21 protein-coding genes and 1 pseudogene are annotated in these 19121 nt (G+C 70.0%); 18 read left to right on the top strand and 4 right to left on the bottom strand.

Annotated features, from left to right (window positions below):
- From ACXRVZ_RS25485 to ACXRVZ_RS25470, 4 genes are all read left to right on the top strand, one after another.
- Positions 1 to 2095 (top strand): hypothetical protein (locus ACXRVZ_RS25485; protein ID WP_458232982.1); only part of this gene is annotated, 2095 nt, incomplete at its 5' end.
- Positions 2092 to 2814 carry a carboxylesterase family protein gene (locus ACXRVZ_RS25480; protein WP_457421384.1) on the top strand — a complete coding sequence of 241 codons (723 nt, stop codon included), beginning with the start codon at positions 2092 to 2094 and terminating at the stop codon, positions 2812 to 2814. The genes ACXRVZ_RS25485 and ACXRVZ_RS25480, both read left to right, overlap by 4 nt.
- Before the next feature lie 2 nt (positions 2815 to 2816).
- Entirely contained in the window at positions 2817 to 6092 is a 3276-nt protein-coding gene (locus ACXRVZ_RS25475) for a GH36-type glycosyl hydrolase domain-containing protein (RefSeq protein WP_457421386.1), read from the top strand.
- Positions 6093 to 6156: 64 nt separating this feature from the next.
- On the top strand, positions 6157 to 6837 hold the full coding sequence (locus ACXRVZ_RS25470; RefSeq protein WP_457421388.1) for a response regulator: 681 nt from the start codon (positions 6157 to 6159) through the stop codon (positions 6835 to 6837).
- On the opposite strand, the gene ACXRVZ_RS25465 is transcribed toward ACXRVZ_RS25470, so the two are convergent.
- The 3 genes from ACXRVZ_RS25465 to ACXRVZ_RS25455 are packed head-to-tail and all read right to left on the bottom strand — an operon-like array spanning position 6830 to position 10028.
- Complete coding sequence (locus ACXRVZ_RS25465; RefSeq protein ID WP_457421390.1) at positions 6830 to 8698, bottom strand: hypothetical protein; 1869 nt, start codon at positions 8696 to 8698, stop codon at positions 6830 to 6832. The genes ACXRVZ_RS25470 and ACXRVZ_RS25465 overlap by 8 nt on opposite strands.
- Positions 8698 to 9138 carry a D-aminoacyl-tRNA deacylase gene (gene dtd, locus ACXRVZ_RS25460; protein WP_457421392.1) on the bottom strand — a complete coding sequence of 147 codons (441 nt, stop codon included), beginning with the start codon at positions 9136 to 9138 and terminating at the stop codon, positions 8698 to 8700. The genes ACXRVZ_RS25465 and dtd overlap by 1 nt, the downstream gene beginning before the upstream one ends.
- Positions 9135 to 10028, bottom strand: coding sequence for a cation diffusion facilitator family transporter (locus ACXRVZ_RS25455; RefSeq protein WP_457421394.1), 894 nt, complete (start codon positions 10026 to 10028; stop codon positions 9135 to 9137). The genes dtd and ACXRVZ_RS25455 overlap by 4 nt, the downstream gene beginning before the upstream one ends.
- Positions 10029 to 10087: 59 nt before the next feature.
- On the opposite strand from ACXRVZ_RS25455, the gene ACXRVZ_RS25450 reads away from it, so the two are divergent.
- From ACXRVZ_RS25450 to tatC, 13 genes are all read left to right on the top strand, one after another.
- Positions 10088 to 10312 (top strand): hypothetical protein, encoded by a 225-nt coding sequence (locus tag ACXRVZ_RS25450; RefSeq protein ID WP_457421396.1) that lies wholly within the window; start codon positions 10088 to 10090, stop codon positions 10310 to 10312.
- 56 nt (positions 10313 to 10368) lie between these two features.
- Positions 10369 to 11274: an acetylglutamate kinase gene (argB, locus tag ACXRVZ_RS25445; protein WP_458232981.1), complete on the top strand. Its 906-nt coding sequence runs from the start codon at positions 10369 to 10371 to the stop codon at positions 11272 to 11274.
- Positions 11271 to 11966: a pyrimidine 5'-nucleotidase gene (locus ACXRVZ_RS25440; RefSeq protein ID WP_457421400.1), complete on the top strand. Its 696-nt coding sequence runs from the start codon at positions 11271 to 11273 to the stop codon at positions 11964 to 11966. Before argB ends, ACXRVZ_RS25440 begins: the two co-directional genes overlap by 4 nt.
- Before the next feature lie 65 nt (positions 11967 to 12031).
- Entirely contained in the window at positions 12032 to 12718 is a 687-nt protein-coding gene (locus ACXRVZ_RS25435; RefSeq protein WP_457421402.1) for a response regulator, read from the top strand.
- A gap of 10 nt (positions 12719 to 12728) precedes the next feature.
- A complete protein-coding gene (gene slmA / locus ACXRVZ_RS25430) occupies positions 12729 to 13352 on the top strand; it encodes a nucleoid occlusion factor SlmA (protein WP_457421404.1) in 624 nt (207 codons plus the stop codon).
- Positions 13353 to 13375: 23 nt separating this feature from the next.
- Positions 13376 to 14242 (top strand): ATP-binding protein, encoded by an 867-nt coding sequence (locus tag ACXRVZ_RS25425; RefSeq protein ID WP_457421406.1) that lies wholly within the window; start codon positions 13376 to 13378, stop codon positions 14240 to 14242.
- Positions 14239 to 14664: an NUDIX domain-containing protein gene (locus ACXRVZ_RS25420; RefSeq protein ID WP_457421408.1), complete on the top strand. Its 426-nt coding sequence runs from the start codon at positions 14239 to 14241 to the stop codon at positions 14662 to 14664. Before ACXRVZ_RS25425 ends, ACXRVZ_RS25420 begins: the two co-directional genes overlap by 4 nt.
- 4 nt (positions 14665 to 14668) lie before the next feature.
- Positions 14669 to 15058 (top strand): phosphoribosyl-AMP cyclohydrolase, encoded by a 390-nt coding sequence (gene hisI / locus ACXRVZ_RS25415; protein WP_457421410.1) that lies wholly within the window; start codon positions 14669 to 14671, stop codon positions 15056 to 15058.
- A complete protein-coding gene (locus tag ACXRVZ_RS25410; protein WP_457421412.1) occupies positions 15051 to 15380 on the top strand; it encodes a phosphoribosyl-ATP diphosphatase in 330 nt (109 codons plus the stop codon). The genes hisI and ACXRVZ_RS25410 overlap by 8 nt, the downstream gene beginning before the upstream one ends.
- Positions 15377 to 15724, top strand: a complete 348-nt coding sequence (locus tag ACXRVZ_RS25405) for a histidine triad nucleotide-binding protein (RefSeq protein WP_458232980.1) — start codon at positions 15377 to 15379, stop codon at positions 15722 to 15724. The genes ACXRVZ_RS25410 and ACXRVZ_RS25405 overlap by 4 nt, the downstream gene beginning before the upstream one ends.
- Positions 15725 to 15827: 103 nt before the next feature.
- Positions 15828 to 16064: a Sec-independent protein translocase subunit TatA gene (gene tatA, locus ACXRVZ_RS25400; protein ID WP_457421416.1), complete on the top strand. Its 237-nt coding sequence runs from the start codon at positions 15828 to 15830 to the stop codon at positions 16062 to 16064.
- Positions 16065 to 16224: 160 nt separating this feature from the next.
- Positions 16225 to 16704 (top strand): Sec-independent protein translocase protein TatB, encoded by a 480-nt coding sequence (tatB, locus tag ACXRVZ_RS25395; RefSeq protein WP_458232979.1) that lies wholly within the window; start codon positions 16225 to 16227, stop codon positions 16702 to 16704.
- Positions 16704 to 17507 carry a twin-arginine translocase subunit TatC gene (tatC, locus tag ACXRVZ_RS25390; RefSeq protein WP_457421420.1) on the top strand — a complete coding sequence of 268 codons (804 nt, stop codon included), beginning with the start codon at positions 16704 to 16706 and terminating at the stop codon, positions 17505 to 17507. The genes tatB and tatC overlap by 1 nt, the downstream gene beginning before the upstream one ends.
- Here the strand turns inward: tatC and ACXRVZ_RS25385 are convergent.
- Positions 17483 to 18647 (bottom strand): annotated as a pseudogene (locus tag ACXRVZ_RS25385) (S1C family serine protease). The gene tatC and the pseudogene ACXRVZ_RS25385 overlap by 25 nt on opposite strands.
- A gap of 22 nt (positions 18648 to 18669) precedes the next feature.
- Here ACXRVZ_RS25385 and ACXRVZ_RS25380 point away from each other — a divergent pair.
- Positions 18670 to 19121: Nif3-like dinuclear metal center hexameric protein (locus ACXRVZ_RS25380; protein WP_458232978.1), on the top strand; the 452-nt coding region annotated here is incomplete at its 3' end.

Below are 19121 nucleotides of genomic sequence, written 5' to 3'. Positions count from 1 at the left end.
CATCGGCGAGCAGAACTACTGGACGGTCGTCGGCGTGGACGGCGGCGCGCAACGCTCCGGCCTCATCAGCGAAGACGGCGCCATCGAGTTGACGCGCGGCGGCCCGAGCATCGAGCCGGCCGTGCGGCTGGCCGACGGCCGCCTCGTCACCTGGGCGCAGGTGCGCATCGAGCACGGCCTCGTCGAGCACGCATTGCCCGTCGTGCAATGGCGGCACGCGGAGGTTGAGTTGCGTGTCGAAGCAGCAGCCGACGGCCCGGCCAAGGCCCCGCAACTGCTGGCCCGCTACACGCTGCGCAACCCGACGAGCAAGCCGCAGCGCTACTCGCTGCTGCTCGCGCTGCGCCCCTGGCAGGTCAACCCGCCGCAGCAGTTCCTGTCGACGCCGGGCGGCATCAGCCCCTTGCCCGCGCTGGCCTGGGGCCAGGGCCAGCTCACCGCGGCAGGCCTGAACGTCAAGCCGCGCGAGACGCCCGCCGAAGTCCGTGCCGCGTCTTGGAGCGCCGGCCCCGGCCTCGCGTCCTTGCTGCAAGCGCCGCCGCTGACCCACCTGACGGACAACGAACAGCTGCCCTCGGCACTGATGCGCTTTGACGCCGAACTGGCCCCCGGCGAGGCGCGCAGCTTCGGCTGGGTGTCTGGCGGCGATGCCGCCGCCCTCGACACCCGCCTGGCCGTTGCCGCCGCTCAGTGGCGCGACCGCCTCGGCGTGCTGCAGCTTGCTCTGCCCCCGCAAGCCCAGCCCGTCGCCGACACCATGCGCAGCGCCCTGGCGCAGATCCTGGTCTCCCGCGACGGCCCTGCGCTGCGGCCGGGTACGCGGTCCTACGCCCGCTCGTGGATTCGCGACGGCGCCATGATGGTGGCCGGCCTCGTGCGCATGGGCGAGGTGCAGGCGGCGAGGGAGTTCGTCGACTGGTTTGGCGGCTACATCTTTGACTCCGGCAAGGTGCCCTGCTGTGTGGACCAGCGCGGTGCGGACCCCGTCGCGGAGAATGACAGCCACGGCCAGTACCTGTTTGCCGTCGCCGAGCTGTGGCGTCACACGCAAGACCGCGCGCTACTGGAGCGGCACTGGGCCAAGGTGCAGAAGGTGGTGGCGTGGATGGAGGCGTTGCGCCTGAGCGAACGCAAGCCCGGCGCCGAGCCAAGATTCAAAGGGCTGATGCCACCTTCGATCAGCCACGAGGGCTACAGCGACAAGCCGGCCTATTCCTATTGGGACGACTTCTGGGCGCTGCGCGGCTACAAGGACGCGGTGCAGATCGCGCGGGCCCTCGGCGACACGGCCAACGCCGTCCGCTGGGCCGTCTCACGCGACGAGTTCGAGGCCGACCTCGGCGCGTCCATCACCGCGACCGCCGCGCACTACAAGCTCGACCACATCGCCGGCGCCGCCGACCGCGGCGACTTCGATGCCACGTCCACGACCATGGCGCTCAACCCCGCTCAGGCCGACAAGCTGGATCCTGCGCTGCTGCGCGCCACCTTCGACCGCTATGTGGCCGAGGCCGATGCCCGCATCACCGGTGCCAAAGTGTGGAAGGACTACACGCCCTACGAGCTGCGCAACGTCAGCGCCCTCGCGCGCCTGGGCCGCGTGGACGACGCCCACCGGCTGCTGGCCTGGTTCTTCACCCACCAGCGCCCGGCCGGCTGGAACCAGTGGGCCGAGGTGGTGCTGCCCGACGCGCGCAAGGTCCAGTTCCTGGGCGACATGCCGCATGCCTGGATCTCGTCCGACTACCTGCGCGCCGCGCTGGACCTGCTGGCCTACGAGCGCGAAAGCACTGGCAGCCTCGTGCTTGGCGCCGGCCTGTCGCCCGCCTGGCGTGCGGCCGGCGACATCGGTGTGACCGGCCTGTCCACCGCCTGGGGCCGGCTGGACTACCGCCTGCTCAAGCGCGAGGGCGGCGGCTGGACGCTGCACATCGACCGCCGCCCCGACCGCCTGCCCGGTGAATTGCGCCTGGCCTGGCCGGGCGCCGGGCCGCTGCCGCACGCTAACGTCGACACCCGCGTACTGACCTGGCAGGGCCGCGAACTGCCTCTGCCTGCCGGCGCCAACACCGTTCAACTGGAGCCCACGCCATGACGATCAACCGCCGCCAACTGCTGGTGACGACGCCTGTGCTGTTGAGTGCTTGTGCGGCCCTGCCGCCAACCGTGCCGGCCGGTCTGGCCGCCGGCGAGCAGCGCGCCTGGGAGCTGGAGGGCCAGCGCTTCTGGGTCTGGCTGCCGCGCGAGTACACGCAGCGCAGCGAGCGCTGGCCGCTGGTCGTCTTCCTGCACGGCTCGGGCGAGCGCGGCACGGACATGGAGAAGGTCAAGGTCCACGGCCCGCCCAAGCTGGTGGCGCAGGGCCAGGCCTACCCCGCCATCCTCGTCAGCCCGCAGCTGGAAGACGGTCTTCGCTGGGACCCGGAGCGCCTGCATCGGCTGCTCGGTGCGCTGAAGGCTCGGTTGCACATCGACCCGCGGCGCTGCGTGGGCACGGGCCTGTCGCTCGGCGGGTATGGCATGTGGAACTGGGCCTGCACCTATCCGCGCGACCTGGCGGCCATCGCCCCTGTTTGCGGCTTTGGCGACGTGACCAAGGTTGCCGCCATGCGCGACGTGCCGGTGCGCGCCTACCACGGCGACGAGGACAAGGCCGTGCCGCTGGCGCCCCATGTGGCCTGTGTCGAAGCGCTGCGCGCGGCCGGGGGCAAGGCCTCGCTGACCATCTACCCCGGCGTGGGCCACGACTCCTGGACGCCCGCCTACAACGATCCCGAACTGCTGCCGTGGCTGCTCGCCCAACGACAGACCTGACGATGACTGTGCACCTGATCCGCAACCAGGCCGGCCTCGAAGCCGAGCTGCTGTCCCACGGCGCGCTGCGCCGCCTGATGCACGCGCCGGGCTTGATGCTCAACCTCTTCCCCGGCAACGAGCTCGAAGGCGGGCCGGCCAATGTCTGGCTGCGCTGGCGCAATGACGGCGGCGCTTGGCAGGCCCAGCCGCTGCTCGGCCCGCAGTCGCCGCTGAGCGTGCATGCGGAGGAGGGCGCCTTCGAGATGCGTGGCGACTGGCAAGGCCTGGCCCTGCGCCTGCAGCTGCGCCTGGCGGCCGATGAGGCCACGTTGTTCTGGCATCTGCTGGCCGAGAACAACAGCGCTGCCACCTGCGAGATCGCCCCCGTTCTCGTGCACGACGTGGGCCTGGCCGACTACGGCGCGGTGCGCACCAACGAGTTCTACGTCAGCCACTACCTCGACCTGCAGCCGCTGCACAACGCGACCCACGGCGTGCTGCTGGCCGTGCGCCAGAACCAGGCGCAGCAGGGCCAACACCCCTGGCTGCTGGCCGGCTCGCTGCGCCGCGCCGAGAGCTTTGCGACCGACGCCGCCCAGGTCTGGGGCCACGCCGCCCGCGAAGGCCTGGCGCCACCCGCGCTCGTCGCCGGCCTGCCGGGCCAGCGCCTGCAGCAGGAGCACGCCGTCGTCGCGCTGCAGGACGAACCCCTCACCCTCGCGCCCGGTGCCAGCGTCGCCGCCGGCTTCTTCCTGACGCTGCAAGCCCACCACCCCGAGGCCAGCGGCGACGCCGACCTGGCCCGCCTGGCCGCGCTGCTGGCCCTGCCCGAGGCGCAGGCCGCCGACCCGGTCGACATGCCCGGCCTGCCGCCCGCCGCCAGCCTGTTTGCCACTGCGCCGCAGCTCGCCTGCCTGGATCTCGACTTTCCCGGCAAGCTGCGCCACGAGGAGTGGCAGGGCGATCAACTGCTGAGCTTCTTTGCCGACGAGGCGAGCCACGTCGTGCTGCGCGCCAAGGAGCTGCTGGTGCGGCGCCCGCACGGCCACATCCTGCGCAGCGGCGACCACCTGCTGCCCGACGAAGGCGCGCTGACGTCCACCTGCTGGATGGGCGGCGTCTTCCACTCCATGCTGACCCAGGGCCACGTCAGCATCAACCGCCTGCTGTCCACGCAGCGCAGCCTGCTGGGGCTATTCCGCACGGCCGGCCTGCGCCTGTTCGTGCAGCAAGAGGGCGGCGACTGGCAGTTGCTGGGCCTGCCCTCCGCCTTCGAGATGCAGCCGCAGCGCTGCCGCTGGCTTTACGCCCACGCGGGCGGCCTCATCGAGGTGGTCGCTGAGGCCGGCGCCGCGCCCGACACCATGGGCTTCGCGCTGAACGCGCTGCAAGGCGCCCCGCTGCGCGTGCGCGCCAGCCTCAACCTCGCGCTCGGCGGCGACGACGGCGCCGAGCCGCTCAAGCCCGCCTGGGTGCACAGCGGCGACGTTCTGCGCATCACGCCGCCCGAGGGCAGCGGTCTGGCCGAGCGCTTCCCCGACGGCGCGTTCGTCATCGAAGCGCCTGGCCTGGCCATCGTCGGCGACGACGGCCGGCTCTACGACGACGGCGTCAGCCGCGGCGAGCCGCTGCTGGTGCTGGACTTCGCACCGGCCACCGCCGTCGCCATGACGCTGCGCGGCGAGCTGCTGCACGCCACGCCGCCCCAGCTGACAGCAGCCCAGCCGCTGGCGCTTCCGCAGTGGCAGCTGGCCCACCCGGCGCTGGCCCAGCTGCGCGACATCTTGCCCTGGTACGCCCACAACGCGCTGGTGCACTACCTGTCGCCGCGCGGCCTGGAGCAGTATTCCGGCGGCGGTTGGGGCACGCGCGACGTCTGCCAGGGCCCGCTGGAAATGCTGCTGGCGCTGGGCCAGCCCGCCCCCGTGCGCGACCTGCTGCTGCGCGTCTTCGCGGCCCAGAACCCCGACGGCGACTGGCCCCAGTGGTTCATGTTCTTCGAGCGCGAGCGCGACATCCGCGCCGGTGACTCGCATGGCGACATCGTCTTCTGGCCCCTGCTGGGACTGGCGCAATACCTGATCGCCTCGGGCGACGCGAGCCTGCTCGACGAGGTGCTGAGCTTCCACGACGGCGAAGCGGTTCTGCTCTCCGCCCACGTCGAGCAGGCCCTGGCGCTGATCCGCCGGCGCGTCGTGCCCGGCACCGGCCTGGCCGCCTACTGGCATGGCGACTGGAACGACTCGCTCCAGCCCGCCGACCCGGCGCTGCGCGAGCGCATGTGCAGCGCCTGGACGGTCACGCTGCATCACCAGACGCTGCACACGCTGGCCACCGCCTTTGGCCGCATCGGCCGCACCGCGCAGGCCGCCGGCCTGGTGGCCGAGGCCGCCGGCGTGCGCGCCGAGTTCCAGCGCCTGCTGGTGCAGGACGACGTCGTTGCCGGCTATGCCCTCTTCCCGGAGCAGGGCGAGCGCGAGCTGTGGATACACCCGCGCGACACCCGCACCGGCCTGCGCTACAGCCTGCTGCCGATGATGCACGCCGTGCTGGACAGCCTGTTCACGCCCGAGCAGGCGCGGCTGCAGGCCGAGCTGATCGAGCGGCATCTCAAGGGGCCGGACGGTGCCCGCCTCTTCGACGCGCCGCTGCCCTATCGCGGTGGGCCGTCGCGCTTCTTCCAGCGCGCCGAGACCAGCAGCTTCTTCGGCCGCGAGATCGGCATCATGTACATGCACGCCCATCTGCGGTACGCGCAGATGCTGGCCCACCTGGGCCACGCCGAAGCCTTCCTGCAGGCGCTCACGCTGGCCCACCCGATCGCGCTCGCGGAGCGCGTGCCGAGTGCCAGCGCGCGCCAGGCCAACTGCTACTACTCCAGCTCCGATGCCGCCTTTTCGGACCGTTATGTCGCCCAGGCCGAGTACGGCCGCGCGCTGGCCGGCGAGGTCGCGCTGGACGGCGGCTGGCGCATCTACTCCAGCGGCCCCGGCATCGCGCTGGGCCTGGTGATCGGCTCGCTGCTGGGCCTGCGGCTGGAGCATGAGGAACTGGTGGTCGACCCCGTCATGCCGGCCGTGCTGGACGGGCTGACAGTGCAGCTGACGCTGGCCGACCTGCGCTTCGAGCTGACCTACCGCGTCGGGGCGCGCGGCCATGGCGTCGAGCGTGTGCGCGACGAGAACGGGCAGGACCTGGCGACACAGCGCCGCCCCCATGCCTACCGCGTCGGCGCGCTGGCGCTGGCTCGGCCGGCGCCGCGCAGCGTCAATCGTTGGACTATCGAGATTGGTTGAAAGCCGTCACCCATTCAGGTGAAGCGGGCGCCGCCGCCGCCACCCGCGCTTCACAATCCGTTGCATGTCGACCGCGCCGCTACGCACTGCCCTGATCGAGGACGAGGCCGCCTTCCGGGGCGCGCTGGCCTCGGCGGTCATGCAGGCCGACGGCTTCGAGCTGGTCGGCACGGCGGCTGACCTGCCGGACGGGCTGCAGCTGCTGCGCCGTGTGCGGCCCGACCTGCTGCTCGTCGACCTGCAATTGCCCTCGGGCAGCGGACTGCGCCTCATCGAGGCCGCCGCGGCCGAGCTGCCCGAGACCGAGGTGGTTGTCATCACGACGCTGGGCGACGAAGACAGCGTGCTGGCCGCGCTGGCCGCCGGTGCCGGCGGCTATCTGCTCAAGCAGGGCCAGGCGAGCCGCCTTGTCGAGCAACTGCAGAGCCTGCGCGAAGGTGGCGCGCCGCTGAGCCCCGTGCTCGCGCGCCAGCTGCTGCGGCGGCTCACGCCCGTTGCCCAACCCACAGCACCCACGCGGCCCGCGCTGCCACTGCCGGCGGTGTCCGACGTCAGCCTGTCGGCGCGCGAAGCCCAGATCCTGGAGGCCGTGGCGCGCGGCTATCAATACGACGAGATTGCCGGCCAACTGGCCATCAGCCTCAATACCGTGTCCACCCACGTCAAGCGCTGCTACCGCAAGCTGCAGGCGCATTCCAAGACGCAGGCCCTGGCGCAGGCCCGCCGGCTGGGCCTGATTACCTGAGCGGAATTCGCCAGGCGACCGCCGTGCCGGTGTTCGCCGATGCCCAGCGCGCCGGCCCTGGTGAATGCCAGCTGACGGCGCCGCCCAGGCGCTCGGCGCGCTGCACGACGCTGCGCCGGCCCTGGCCCACACGCGCGTCGGCGGCCATGCCGCTGCCATCGTCCACCAGCCAGACCGTCACCGCCTGATCGTCCGCCTCGGTCGCGACGATGAGGCGCCGCGCGCCGCCGTGGCGCAGCGCGTTGCTGGTCAGCTCCTGCAGGCCGCGCACCAGCTCCAGCGCGCCGCCGCCAGCCAGGCAGGGCAGGTGGGGCGCATGGGCGACGCGCCAGTCCATCACGCAGCTGCCGCTGCGCAGCACCGGCTCGATGCGCTGGCGCCAGCTCCCCAGCAGCACGCCCAAGTCGCCATCGTCCTGGGCGAGCGTGTCAACGGACAGGCGCATCTCCAGCAGGCAGTCGTCCAGCGCCTCGGCCAGGGCCGCGGCGTCCAGGTCGGGTGCGCGCAGGCGCACGCTCAGCAGGCGGGCGCCCAGGCCGTCGTGCAGGTCCTGCAGCAGGCGGCGGCGCTGCTCGCTGGCGGCGCGCTCGCGTTCGGCCTGGGCATGGGCCGCGAACACCGCTTCCAGCTCGCGGCGGCGCTGCGCCAGCTCCAGGCTGAGGTGTTCGCGCAGCTGGCGCTCGCGCCGTGCGCCGTCATTGAAGTGGCGTTGCAGCAGCAGCGCGACCCAGGCCACCCAACCCGCGTGGGCCAGCGCGTTGGCGTCCACGACGGGCCGCTCCAGCACCAGCACGCTGAGGCTGACCCAGGCCCAGGTGGCCGCCGAAAAACCCACCAGCAGCGCCGTGCCCCAGGTGGATGGCGTGGCGCGCTCGCGCAGGGCGCGCAGCGCCAGGCTCCAGGCCAGGCCGAACAGCAGCGTCCTCGAACCCAGGGCCCACCACGGCCAGGGCTGGTCGAAGCGGCCCCAGGACCAGCCCAGCGCCGCCGCCAGCAGGTCCAGCGGCAGGCCGACCAGGGCCACGGCCCACAGCAGCCGGCGCAGCCAAGGCGCCCAGGCCTGGGCCAGGCGGGCGCAGATGGCGACCAGCAGCAGCTTGGCCGCCAGGTCGGCCGCGTCCAGCAGCATGCGCCACCAGGGCGAGGGAAGGGGCTGGTCGGGCAGCACATAGGGGCTGAGCAGCAGGGCCAGCAGGGCGACGTGCAGGGCGCTGAGCGCGTAGAGGGGTTCATCGCGCCTCGTGCGCGCCACCAGGGCCAGGAAGGCGGCGACCAGCACGCCGCCCAGGGCCGTCGCGGCGCGCAGCAGCTGCCAGTGGCGGCGGCCGCTGTCCAGCGCCCGCACGGCTTCAGGCGGGCCAAGCAGCGGTGCATCCAGGCCGGCGCCGGTCGGGCCGGGCGTGGCCAGGCGCAGCTGCAGCACCTGGGCGGGCTGCTGGCGGTGCAGGCCCGGCAGCAGCTCCAGCACCCAGCGCTGGTGGCCCAGCACGAAGCGCTCGCCGGTGCCGGCCGCGTCACCCGGCCCGGCGGCAAGGGCCACGCCGTCCAGATAGGCGGTCAGCCCGGGCCGGTAGCTCAGCGCCAGGCTCTCTGGCCGACCGCTGGCCGTCGGCAGCGGGATGGCCAGCCACAGCGCCGAGGCCTCGTCGGCGCCGCGCGTCAGCGGCAGCCGGCGCAGCGGCGCGCTGGCCAGCTCGGCCGGCGGCGTGGCGGCGTCGGACATCAGCACGCGTGCCTCGCGCAGCACCCGAACGCCCAGGCTGGCGGGGTCGGGCTTCTGCACGGCCTGCACCGCCAGCACGGCCAGCAGCGGCAACAGCGCGGCGGCGCACAGCGTCAGCAACTGGCGTGCGGTGGGCATCAGTTCAGGCGCAGCGGGATGGTGACGGGGCCGTCGTTGATCAGGTGGATCTGCATGTCCGCCCCAAACTCGCCGCTTGCAACGACGGCATGCTGGCGGCGCGCAAACGCCAGCGCGTGCTCGTAGAGCCGTCGGCCTTGTTCAGCCGGCGCCGCGCCGGTGAAGCTCGGCCGGTTGCCGCCGCTCACGTCCGCCGCCAGCGTGAACTGGCTGACGATGAGCAGCCCGCCGCCCACGTCCTGCAGGCTGCGGTTCATCTTGCCGGCGTCATCGCTGAAGACGCGCAGCTTGAGCACCTTGGCGATGAGCTTCTCGGCGATGGCCTCGGTGTCGGTCGGCTCGGCACAGACCAGCATCAGCAAGCCTGGGCCGATGGCGCCGATGACGGCGCCGCCTACCTCCACGCGCGCCTCGCGCACCCGTTGCAGCACAGCGATCAAATCAGGTCCTCCTCGTCGAGTGTGTGGGCTTCCACGCCCTGTGGCAGCAGCTGGATGCTGACACGCAACCCCGGCACGGCCTTCATCAGCGCCAGTTCCACGTCGCCGCGCAGGGCGGCCGCGCGGCCCAGCGTCCAGCTGGCGGGCATGTGCATGTGCAGGTCCACGAAACGGCGCTGGCCGGCGGTGCGGCTGACGATGTGATCGAAGCGCACGGGCTGCGGCTGGCTGAAGCGGTCCAGCACGGCCTGCACCTGGGCGAGCGACTCGGCGTCCAGCGCCTCGTCCATCAGCCCGCGGGTGGACTCGCGCATCAGATGCACGCCCTCGCGCAGGATGTTCAGCGCCACGACGATGGCCAGCAACGGGTCCAGCCAGTGCCAGCCGGTCGCCATGACACCCAGCAGGCCGGCTACGACGCCGGCCGATGTCCACACGTCGGTGATCAGGTGGCGCGCGTCGGCGGCCAGCGCCACCGAGCGCAGCTCGCGCGCCTTGCGCAGCATGGCCCAGGCGAGCGCGCCGTTCAGTGCCGAGCTGACGACGGCGAGGGTGACGCCCAGGCCGATGGCATGCAGCGGTTCGGGGTGGCGCCAGCGGTCCGCCGCGCCCCAGAAGATGCCCAACGCCGCCACGATGATGAGGATGCCCTCGAAGCCGCTGGAGAAGTATTCGGCCTTGTGGTGGCCGTAGGGGTGCTCGGCGTCCGGCGGCTGCGCGGCCAGCGTGACCATGGCCAGCGCGAACACCGCGCCGGCCAGGTTGACCAGCGACTCGAGTGCGTCGGCCCCCAGGCTGACCGAGCCCGTCCACCACCAGGCGGCGGTCTTCAGAGCTATGGTCACGACGGCCGTCGCGACCGAGAGCTTCAGATAGGCGCTGGCTTGCATGGCGGCATTCTCGCCACGGGCAACAATGCCGCCTTTTGCAAGACCGCTCGGGAGGGACAGTGAAGATCATCCTCATCAAGTTCTGGCTGCTGCGTTTCGTGCAGATGTTCCTTGGCGGGTGCGCGGCGCTCGCCGTCGTCGAGTGGCTGCAGAACGGCGCAGCGGGCTTTGCCTACGCCTCTGTGGCCGGCTGGGCGGCGCTGTCGGCCGGGCTGGCGGCCAGCGTGTCGGCCTGGTGGGCCTACCAGCGCCAGTGCAAGCTGGTCTTCAAAGACACGGCCTGACGACGACACCTGCCGCGCCGGCTTCCTAGAATGCTGGTGAATCCCCCGGAGCAGCCATGACCACCCCCCACAACACCGACGTCTCCCACATCGCCCCGCGCGAGAAGGCCGAGATCCTGTCGCAAGCACTGCCCTACATCCGCCGCTTCCACGGCAAGACCATCGTCATCAAGTACGGCGGCAATGCGATGACCGACCCGGGCCTGCAGCAGGACTTCGCCGAGGACGTCGTGCTGCTCAAGCTGGTGGGCCTGAACCCGGTCGTCGTGCACGGCGGCGGGCCGCAGATCGAGGGCGCCTTGAGCCGCCTGGGCAAGAAGGGCGAGTTCATCCAGGGCATGCGCGTCACGGACGAAGAGACCATGGAGGTCGTCGAATGGGTGCTGGCCGGCCAGGTGCAGCAGGACATCGTCGGCCTCATCAACGCCGCCGGCGGCAAGGCCGTGGGCCTGACGGGTCGGGACGGCGGCATGATCCGCGCGCGCAAGCTGAGGATGGTGGACAAGGACGACCCCAGCAAGGAACACGACGTGGGCCAGGTCGGCGACATCGTCTCCATCGACCCCAGCGTCGTTAAGGCGCTGCAGGACGACCAGTTCATCCCCGTCGTCAGCCCCATCGGCTTTGGCGAGCACAACGAGAGCTACAACATCAATGCCGACGTGGTGGCCGCCAAGCTGGCCACCGTGCTGCAGGCCGAGAAGCTGCTGATGCTGACCAACATCCGCGGCGTGCTGGACAAGAACGGCGAGCTGCTGACCGAGTTGACGCCGCGCCGCATCGACGAGCTGGTGGAAGACGGCACCATCAGCGGCGGCATGATCCCCAAGATCGCCGGCGCCATCGACGCGGCCAAGAGCGGTGTCAACGCCGTCCACATCATCGACGGCCGCGTGCCGCACGCGATGCTGCTGGAGGTGCTGACGGACCAGGCTTACGGCACCATGATTTCTTCGCGGTGAGCGCCCGCGACAAGGTCTGGCTGTTCGACCTCGACGACACCCTGCACAACGCCTCGCATCGCGCCTTCCCGCTGTTGAACGCGTCGATGACGGCCTACATCGAGACCCACCTCGGCCTGACGACGGACGCCGCGGTGGCACTACGCCACGGCTATTTCGCCCGCTACGGCGCCACGCTGACAGGGCTGCAGCGCCATCACGGCGTCAAGGCCGCTCACTTCCTGCGCGAGACGCACCTGCTGCCCGGGCTGGAAACCGAGCTGCATGGCCATGCGCATGACCTGGCCGCGCTGAAGCGCCTGCCGGGCCGCAAGTTTCTGATGACGAACGCGCCGCGCGCCTATGCCGAGCGCGTGCTGGCCGTCATCGGGCTGCGCGGTGTCTTCGAGAAGCTGATCTGCATCGAGGACATGGCCTGCTTCGGCCAGTCGCGGCCCAAGCCCGACACGCGCATGTTCCGCGTCGTGCTGGCCAGGCTGGGCCTGCCGGCGTGGCGCTGCGTGCTGGTGGAGGACACGCTGATCCACCAGAAAGCGGCCCGCAGCCTCGGCATGGCGACCGTCTGGATGCAGCGCTGGCTGCGCAAGGCCGCCGATGGCCGGCGCCTTCAGCACCGCCCCGCCTATGTGAGCCGGCGCGTGCGCTCGCTGGCCGCCCTGGCCCGCTCCCCCCAGTTCTATAGGAAGACATGAATGGGCAAGGCTTGTCCTGACCGCGACAATGTCGCCTTACCGCCTTTGAAGAAGCAGCAGAGTCAATGACCCCGTTCTCGGTCCTTATCGTCGAAGACCAGGCCCGTTTCCGGGAGGCCTTCACCCACGCCCTGGGCAGCGTGCCCGACATCGAACTGCTGGGCATCGCGCCCGACCTGCCCCAGGGCCGGCGCATGTTCGACCAGCTCCAGCCCGACGTCCTGCTCGTCGACCTGGACCTGCCGGGCGGCAGCGGCATCGAGTTGATCCGCCACGCCGCCCAGACCCGCCCGCAGTGCGAGGTCATGGTCATCTCCGTGTTCGGCGACGAGCAGCATGTCGTGGCCAGCATCGAGGCCGGCGCCACCGGCTATCTGCTCAAGGACAGCCTGGCGCTGGACCTGCCGGGCCAGCTGCGGTCCCTACGCGCCGGCGGCAGCCCCATCAGCCCCATCATTGCCCGCCGCCTGCTGGTTCGGCTGGCGCCTGGCGCTCAAGGCTCGACCGGCCCCTCGCCCGAGGCGATGGCCGCGACCATGGCCGACGAGGAGGTCGTCGCCCTGTCCGAGCAGGAGTCGCGCGTGCTGCACCTGGCCGCCAAGGGCTTCACCTTCGACGAGATTGCGCAGTTCATGCAGGTCTCGCCGCACACGGTCATGACCTACGTGAAGCGGGTCTACCGCAAGCTGCACGTGCGCTCCAAGGTCGAGGCGATCTACGAAGCCAGGCGATTGGGCTGGCTGCGCGATTAGCATCTGCGGCATGGACGCTGACCAGCCCGCCGACGCACCCACCACCCCCAAGAAGCGCCCCAAGCCCGGCGAGCGCCGCACGCAGATCCTGCAGGTGCTGGCCAGCATGCTTGAGCAGCCCGGCGCCGACCGCATCACGACGGCCGCGCTGGCCGCCAGGCTAGACGTCAGCGAGGCGGCGCTGTACCGCCACTTCGCCAGCAAGGCGCAGATGTTCGAGGCGCTCATCGACTTTATCGAGAGCAGCGTCTTCGGCCTGGTCCATCAGATCGTCGACGGGCCCCAGCCGCTGCCGCCGCCGGGCGCTGCGGCGCGCATCGCCAGCCTCATCCTGCAGTTCGGCGAGAAGAACCCCGGCATGGCCCGCGTGATGGTGGGCGACGCGCTGGTCTACGAGAACGAGCGGCTGACGGCCCGCGTCAACCAGTTCTTCGACCGCATCGAGTCCTCACTGCGCCAGGTGCTGCGCACGGCCGCCGAGGCCCAGGGCTCGCTCACGCCCACCGTGCAGGCCAATGTGCAGGCGTCGGTGTGGGTCAGCTTCATCATCGGCCGGCTGCAGCGCTATGCGCGCTCGGGCTTCAAGCGGCTGCCGACGGAGCAGTTGGAAGCTTCGCTCAAGACTATCGGCTGAGGCCTCCCGCCTAAACTGGCGGCATGTCTGCCGCTCTGGAATCCTTCCTCAACCGCGCCGAGGGTCTGCTGACCCGCCTCGAAGCGGTCCTGCCCCACGCCGCGACGCCGCCCGACTGGGCCGCGTCCACCGCTTTTCGCGCCCGTCGCCGCCATGGCGCGCTGGTGCTGGAGCCGGTGCGCGCCGTCAGCCGCATCCGTCTGGCCGACCTGCGCGAGGTGGAGCCGCAGAAGGAACGCCTGCTGCGCAACACCGCCCAGTTCGTCGCCGGCCGGCCGGCCAACAACGTCCTGCTGACGGGCGCCAAGGGCACGGGCAAGAGCTCGTTGATCAAGGCCGTGCTGAACGAGTTCTCGGCCCAGGGCCTGCGCCTCATCGAAGTGGACAAGGCCGACCTCGTCGACCTGCCGGACCTCGTCGAGCAGGTCGCCGACCGGCCCGAGCGCTTCGTGGTTTTCTGCGATGACCTCAGCTTTGACGAAGGCGAGGCCAGCTACAAGGCGCTGAAGAGCGTGCTCGACGGCTCCGTGGCCGCAGCCACCGACAACGTGCTGATCTACGCCACCAGCAACCGCCGCCACCTGTTGCCCGAGAAGATGGTCGACAACCTGGCCGGCACGCATGGCGAGCATGGCGAGATCCATCCCGGCGAGGCTGTGGAAGAGAAGATTTCGCTGTCCGAGCGCTTCGGTCTGTGGATCAGTTTTTATCCCTTCAGCCAGAACGAATACCTGGCCATCGTCGGCCAGTGGCTGCGCCACTTCGGCCTGGACGAGGCGGCAATAGCCGGCGCGCGCCAGCAGGCGCTGATCTGGGCGCTGGAGCGCGGCTCGCGCTCGGGCCGCGTGGCCTATCAGTTTGCGCGCGACATGGCGGGGCGGGGCGAATGAGCGAGAGAGAAATCACCGAGGTCGCGGTTGGCGTGCTCGTCGCTGCTGACGGCCAGTTCCTGCTGACCTCGCGCCCCGAGGGCAAGGTCTACGCCGGCTACTGGGAGTTCCCTGGCGGCAAGGTCGAGGCGGGCGAGAGCGTCGAGCAGGCGCTGGCGCGCGAGCTGCACGAGGAGCTTGGCATCCGCATCGGCGCCGCCCACCCGTGGCAGACGCTGGTCATGGACTACCCCCATGCCCGCGTGCGCCTGAACTTCTGCAAGGTTTTCGACTGGACCGGCGAGTTCCAGATGCTGGAGGGCCAGCAGATGGCCTGGGCGAGTCTGCCGGTGCAGGTCAGGCCCGTGCTGCCCGGCACCATCCCCGTGCTGCAGTGGTTCGCCGAAGAGCGCCAGCATGCCGGCCCCACTCACCTAGACTGAAACCATGAGCTGGCTTGACGAAGTGAAGTGGGACGACAAGGGCCTGGTGCCCGTCATCGCCCAGGAGCAGGGCACGGGCGACGTGCTGATGTTCGCGTGGATGAACCGCGAGGCGCTGGCGCTGACGGCCGAACGCGGCCAAGCCGTCTACTGGAGCCGCTCGCGCAGCAAGCTCTGGCACAAGGGCGAGGAGAGCGGCCACTTCCAGCAGGTGCACGCCATCCGCATGGACTGCGACAACGACGTCGTGCTGCTGACCATCACCCAGCTTGGCCACGAACCCGGCATTGCCTGCCACACGGGCCGGCACAGTTGCTTCTTCCAAAAGCTGGAGAACGGCGTCTGGGGCGCCACCGAGCCGGTGCTGAAAGACCCGAGCAAGATCTATGAGTGACGACATCCTCCGCCGCGTCGGCGCGGTCATCGAATCGCGCAAGGGCGCTGATCCATCGACGAGTTACGTCGCCAAGCTCTTCGACAAGGGCCTGGACGCCATCCTGAAGAAGGTCGGCGAGGAAGCCACCGAGACCGTCATGGCCGCCAAGGACGGCGACCCCCAAAAGGTCGTCTACGAGGTGGCCGATCTGTGGTTCCACAGCCTAGTGGCACTGGCGCACTTCGGCCTCAAGCCCGAGGACGTGCTGAATGAGCTGGCCCGGCGTGAGGGCCTGTCCGGCCTGACCGAATTTGCCCAACGAGGAGCCAACAAGCCATGAGCGCTGACGCCAACTGCCTGTTCTGCAAGATCGTCGCCGGCCAGATCCCGAGCAAGAAGGTGTACGAAGACGAGCAGGTCWTCGCCTTCCACGACATCCACCCCTGGGCCCCGGTCCATGTCCTCATCGTCCCCAAACGCCACATCGCCTCCATGGCCGATGTGACCGAGGCGGAGGCCGGCCTGCTGGGTCATATGGCCGCCCTCGGCCCCAAGCTGATGCAGGAGCTGGGCGTTACCAACGGTTTCCGGCATGTCATCAACACCGGACCTGATGGTGGTCAGGAGGTGTATCACCTGCACCTGCACGTCATGGGCGGCCCGCGGCCATGGTTGAAAGGCTGAGCCTCAACCCCATATGGCGCCTGCGCGTCGCGCTGCCAGCACCAGTCGGGCGCCCGGCGGCCCCTCACCTAGAATTTGAGCCAGTCCTCAAGGAGTAAGCATCATGGGTTCATTCAGTATTTGGCACTGGCTGATCGTTCTCGTCGTCGTCATCGCCATCTTCGGCACGAAGAAGCTGCGTAACGTCGGCTCGGATCTCGGCGCCGCCGTCAAGGGCTTCAAGGACGGCGTGAAGGACGGCACGACGTCCGAAGACCTGGCCAAGCCGCCGCAGCAGGTCACGGCGAGCAAGGTCAACGACCCGAACACCGTGGACGTCGACGCCAAGACCAAGTCATAAGAAGCTGTGCGTCAGCCCCTCACGCCCGCTCATCCCGCCGCAACGCCGCCACTCGGCGTTGCAAATGCTCGCCGTAGTCCCTGCTACGGCTCCGCTTTGCGCCTTGATTGGCGCCGCCGCGACGGCCTGCTCGGTCGCGCGGGGCTAACCCACAGCTTCTGTGCTTGACTTCGGTTTTGACAAGATCGCGCTGATCGGTGCGGTCGCGCTGATCGTCATCGGCCCCGAGAAGCTGCCGCGCGTTGCCCGCACGGTCGGCACTCTGCTCGGCAAGGCGCAGCGCTATGTGGCTGACGTCAAGGCCGAGGTCAACCGTTCCATCGAGCTGGAGGAGCTTCAGAAGATGAAGTCCCAGTTCACGACGGCCGTGCATGACGCCGAGCGCAGCGTGCGCGAGGAAGTGGACAGCGCCACCAGCGCCTTGAACCAGACCTGGAGCGACGTGACCAGCGACGGCAGCGGCAGCTACGAGCATCACAGCCTCGCCCCGCCGCCGCCCGAGTACCGCCACCCGAAGAAGAACTGGCGCCTCAAGCGCGGCGCCACGCCGATCTGGTTCAAGCAGAAGGCCGGCGTGCGCCGCCACACCCAGTCAGGTGCCGCCCGCGTGGCGCGCTTTCGGCCACCCGGTATCCGTTGATGAGTTCCTTCCAGAAGCCCGACCACGACGAGCTGGCCGGCACCGAGCAGCCCTTCGTCGCCCACCTGATGGAGTTGCGCGACCGGCTGCTGCGCGCCGTCCTTGCCATCGCTGTGTGTTTCGGCGTGCTGTGCCTCTACCCCGGCCCCAGCCAGCTCTACGACTGGCTGGCCGCGCCGCTGGTGGCCAACTTGCCCGAAGGCACCAAGATGATCGCGACCAACGTCATCGCGCCGTTCTTCGTGCCCATCAAGATCACGATGCTGGCCGGCTTCATGCTGGCCCTGCCCATCGTGCTCTACCAGGCCTGGTCCTTCGTCGCGCCGGGCCTGTACTCGCACGAGAAGCGCCTGGTGATGCCGTTGGTGGTGTCCAGCACGCTGCTGTTCTTCTCGGGCGTGGCGTTTTGCTACTTCTTCGTCTTCGGCCAGGTGTTCAAGTTCATCCAGAGCTTTGCGCCCAAGAGCATCACGGCAGCGCCTGACATCGAGGCCTATCTCGGCTTCGTCATGAACATGTTCATCGCCTTCGGCGCGGCCTTCGAGGTGCCGGTCATCGTCGTCGTGCTGGCGCGCATGGGCATCGTGTCGGTGGAGAAGCTGCGCGAATGGCGTGGCTACTTCATCGTCGTCGCCTTCATCATCGCGGCCGTCATCACGCCGCCGGACATCGTCTCGCAGCTGGCGCTGGCCATCCCGATGTGCCTGCTCTACGAGGTGGGGCTGTTCGCGGCCAGCTACTTCGTCAAGCACACCAAGGCGCCCGAAGAAAGTACGGATCAGTCCTCTTCGGACGCTCGCTGAGGTTTGAGCCGCTCGCGCTGGGCCAGCGTGATCGAGAAGGTCATCGCCTTGCCGGCGCGCTGCACACCGACTTCCACCTGACTGCGCGGCTTGAGCGCCGCGATGCTGGCCAGCAGCTCGGCCGGCGTGGTCACGGCATGCTCGCCCACGCGGGTCATCACGTCGCCCGGCCTGATGCCAGCCTTGGCGGCCGGCCCGTCATTGCTGACGCCGCCAACCAACACGCCCTTGGCGTCGCCCACCTTGAGTGCCTCGGCCAGCTCGGGTGTCAGTTCGCGTGTCGTGACGCCGATAAAGCCGCGCGGCTACCTGGCGGGCCACGTCGACGGGGATCGCGAAGCCGATGCCCAGGCTGCCACCGCTGCGCGAGAAGATGGCCGTGTTGATGCCGATGAGCCGGCCGTCCGCATCGACCAGCGCGCCGCCCGAATTGCCGGGGTTGATGGCCGCGTCGGTCTGGATGAAGTTCTCGAAGGTGTTGATGCCGAGCTGGTTGCGCCCCAGCGCCGAGACGATGCCGGAGGTGACCGTCTGGCCGACGTTGAAGGGGTTGCCGATGGCCAGCACCACGTCGCCCACCTGCAGGTTGGCCGCATCGCCGAGCGCGATGGCGGGCAGGTCGGGCAGGTCAATCTTCAGCACCGCGATGTCAGTCTCGGGGTCGGTGCCCAGCAGCTTGGCGCGCGCCTGACGGCCGTCGCTGAGCTGCACCTCGATGTCGGACGCGCCCTCGACGACATGGTTGTTCGTCAGCAGCACGCCGTCGGCCGAGATGATGACGCCCGAGCCCAGGCCCAACTGCGGGTTGCCGCGCGGTTGGCGCGGGGCAAAAGGAAAGCCGGGGAAGCCGAAGAGCGGTTCACGCGCGCGGCCGGCCGCATGGCCCGACGCCTTGCTGGCCGTGATGCTGACGACGGCCGGCGACGCGGCCCGCGCGGCCTGGGCGAAGCCGATGCGCACGACCGAGGCGGGCGGTGTCGGGGGCAGGGCGATCTGATGGGCGGTCTGGGCCGTCACCGCATTCGTCGCTTCGCGCCAGCGGGCTTGCTGCAGCCACTGCGGCCTCAGTGTCGAGACGACGAAGATGGCGGCCAGCACCACCGTGACCGCCTGCGCGAAAATCAGCCAGAGCCGCTTCAACACCCCATCACCTCACAAGCCCATGACCGATCGCGCCGCGCTGGAACGCCAGCTCAACCAATGGCTGGAGCCCACACGGTTCAAAGATTATGGGCCGAACGGCCTGCAGGTCGAGGGCCGTGCGGAGGTCAAGCGGCTGGTCTGCGGGGTCACTGCCAGCCTGGCGTTGATCGATGCCGCTATCGAGGCGAAAGCCGACGCCATCCTCGTCCACCACGGCCTGTTCTGGCGTGGCCAGGATGGCCGCGTGACCGGCTGGATGAAACAGCGCCTGGCGCGGCTGATCCAGCACGACATCAACCTGTTCGCCTACCACCTGCCGCTGGATGCCCACCCGGAACTCGGCAACAACGCCCAGCTCGGCAAGCGGCTGGGCTGGACGGCGGATGCGCGTTTTGGCGAGCAGGATCTCGGCTTCCTCGCCACCACCGCGCCCACCACGCTGGCCGCGCTGACGGCGCAGCTGCGCACGCT

The organism is Roseateles sp. P5_E8, from assembly GCF_054177665.1.
The sequence above is the reverse complement of the archived record's forward strand: the minus strand, read 5'-3'. Positions and strand labels throughout refer to the sequence as shown.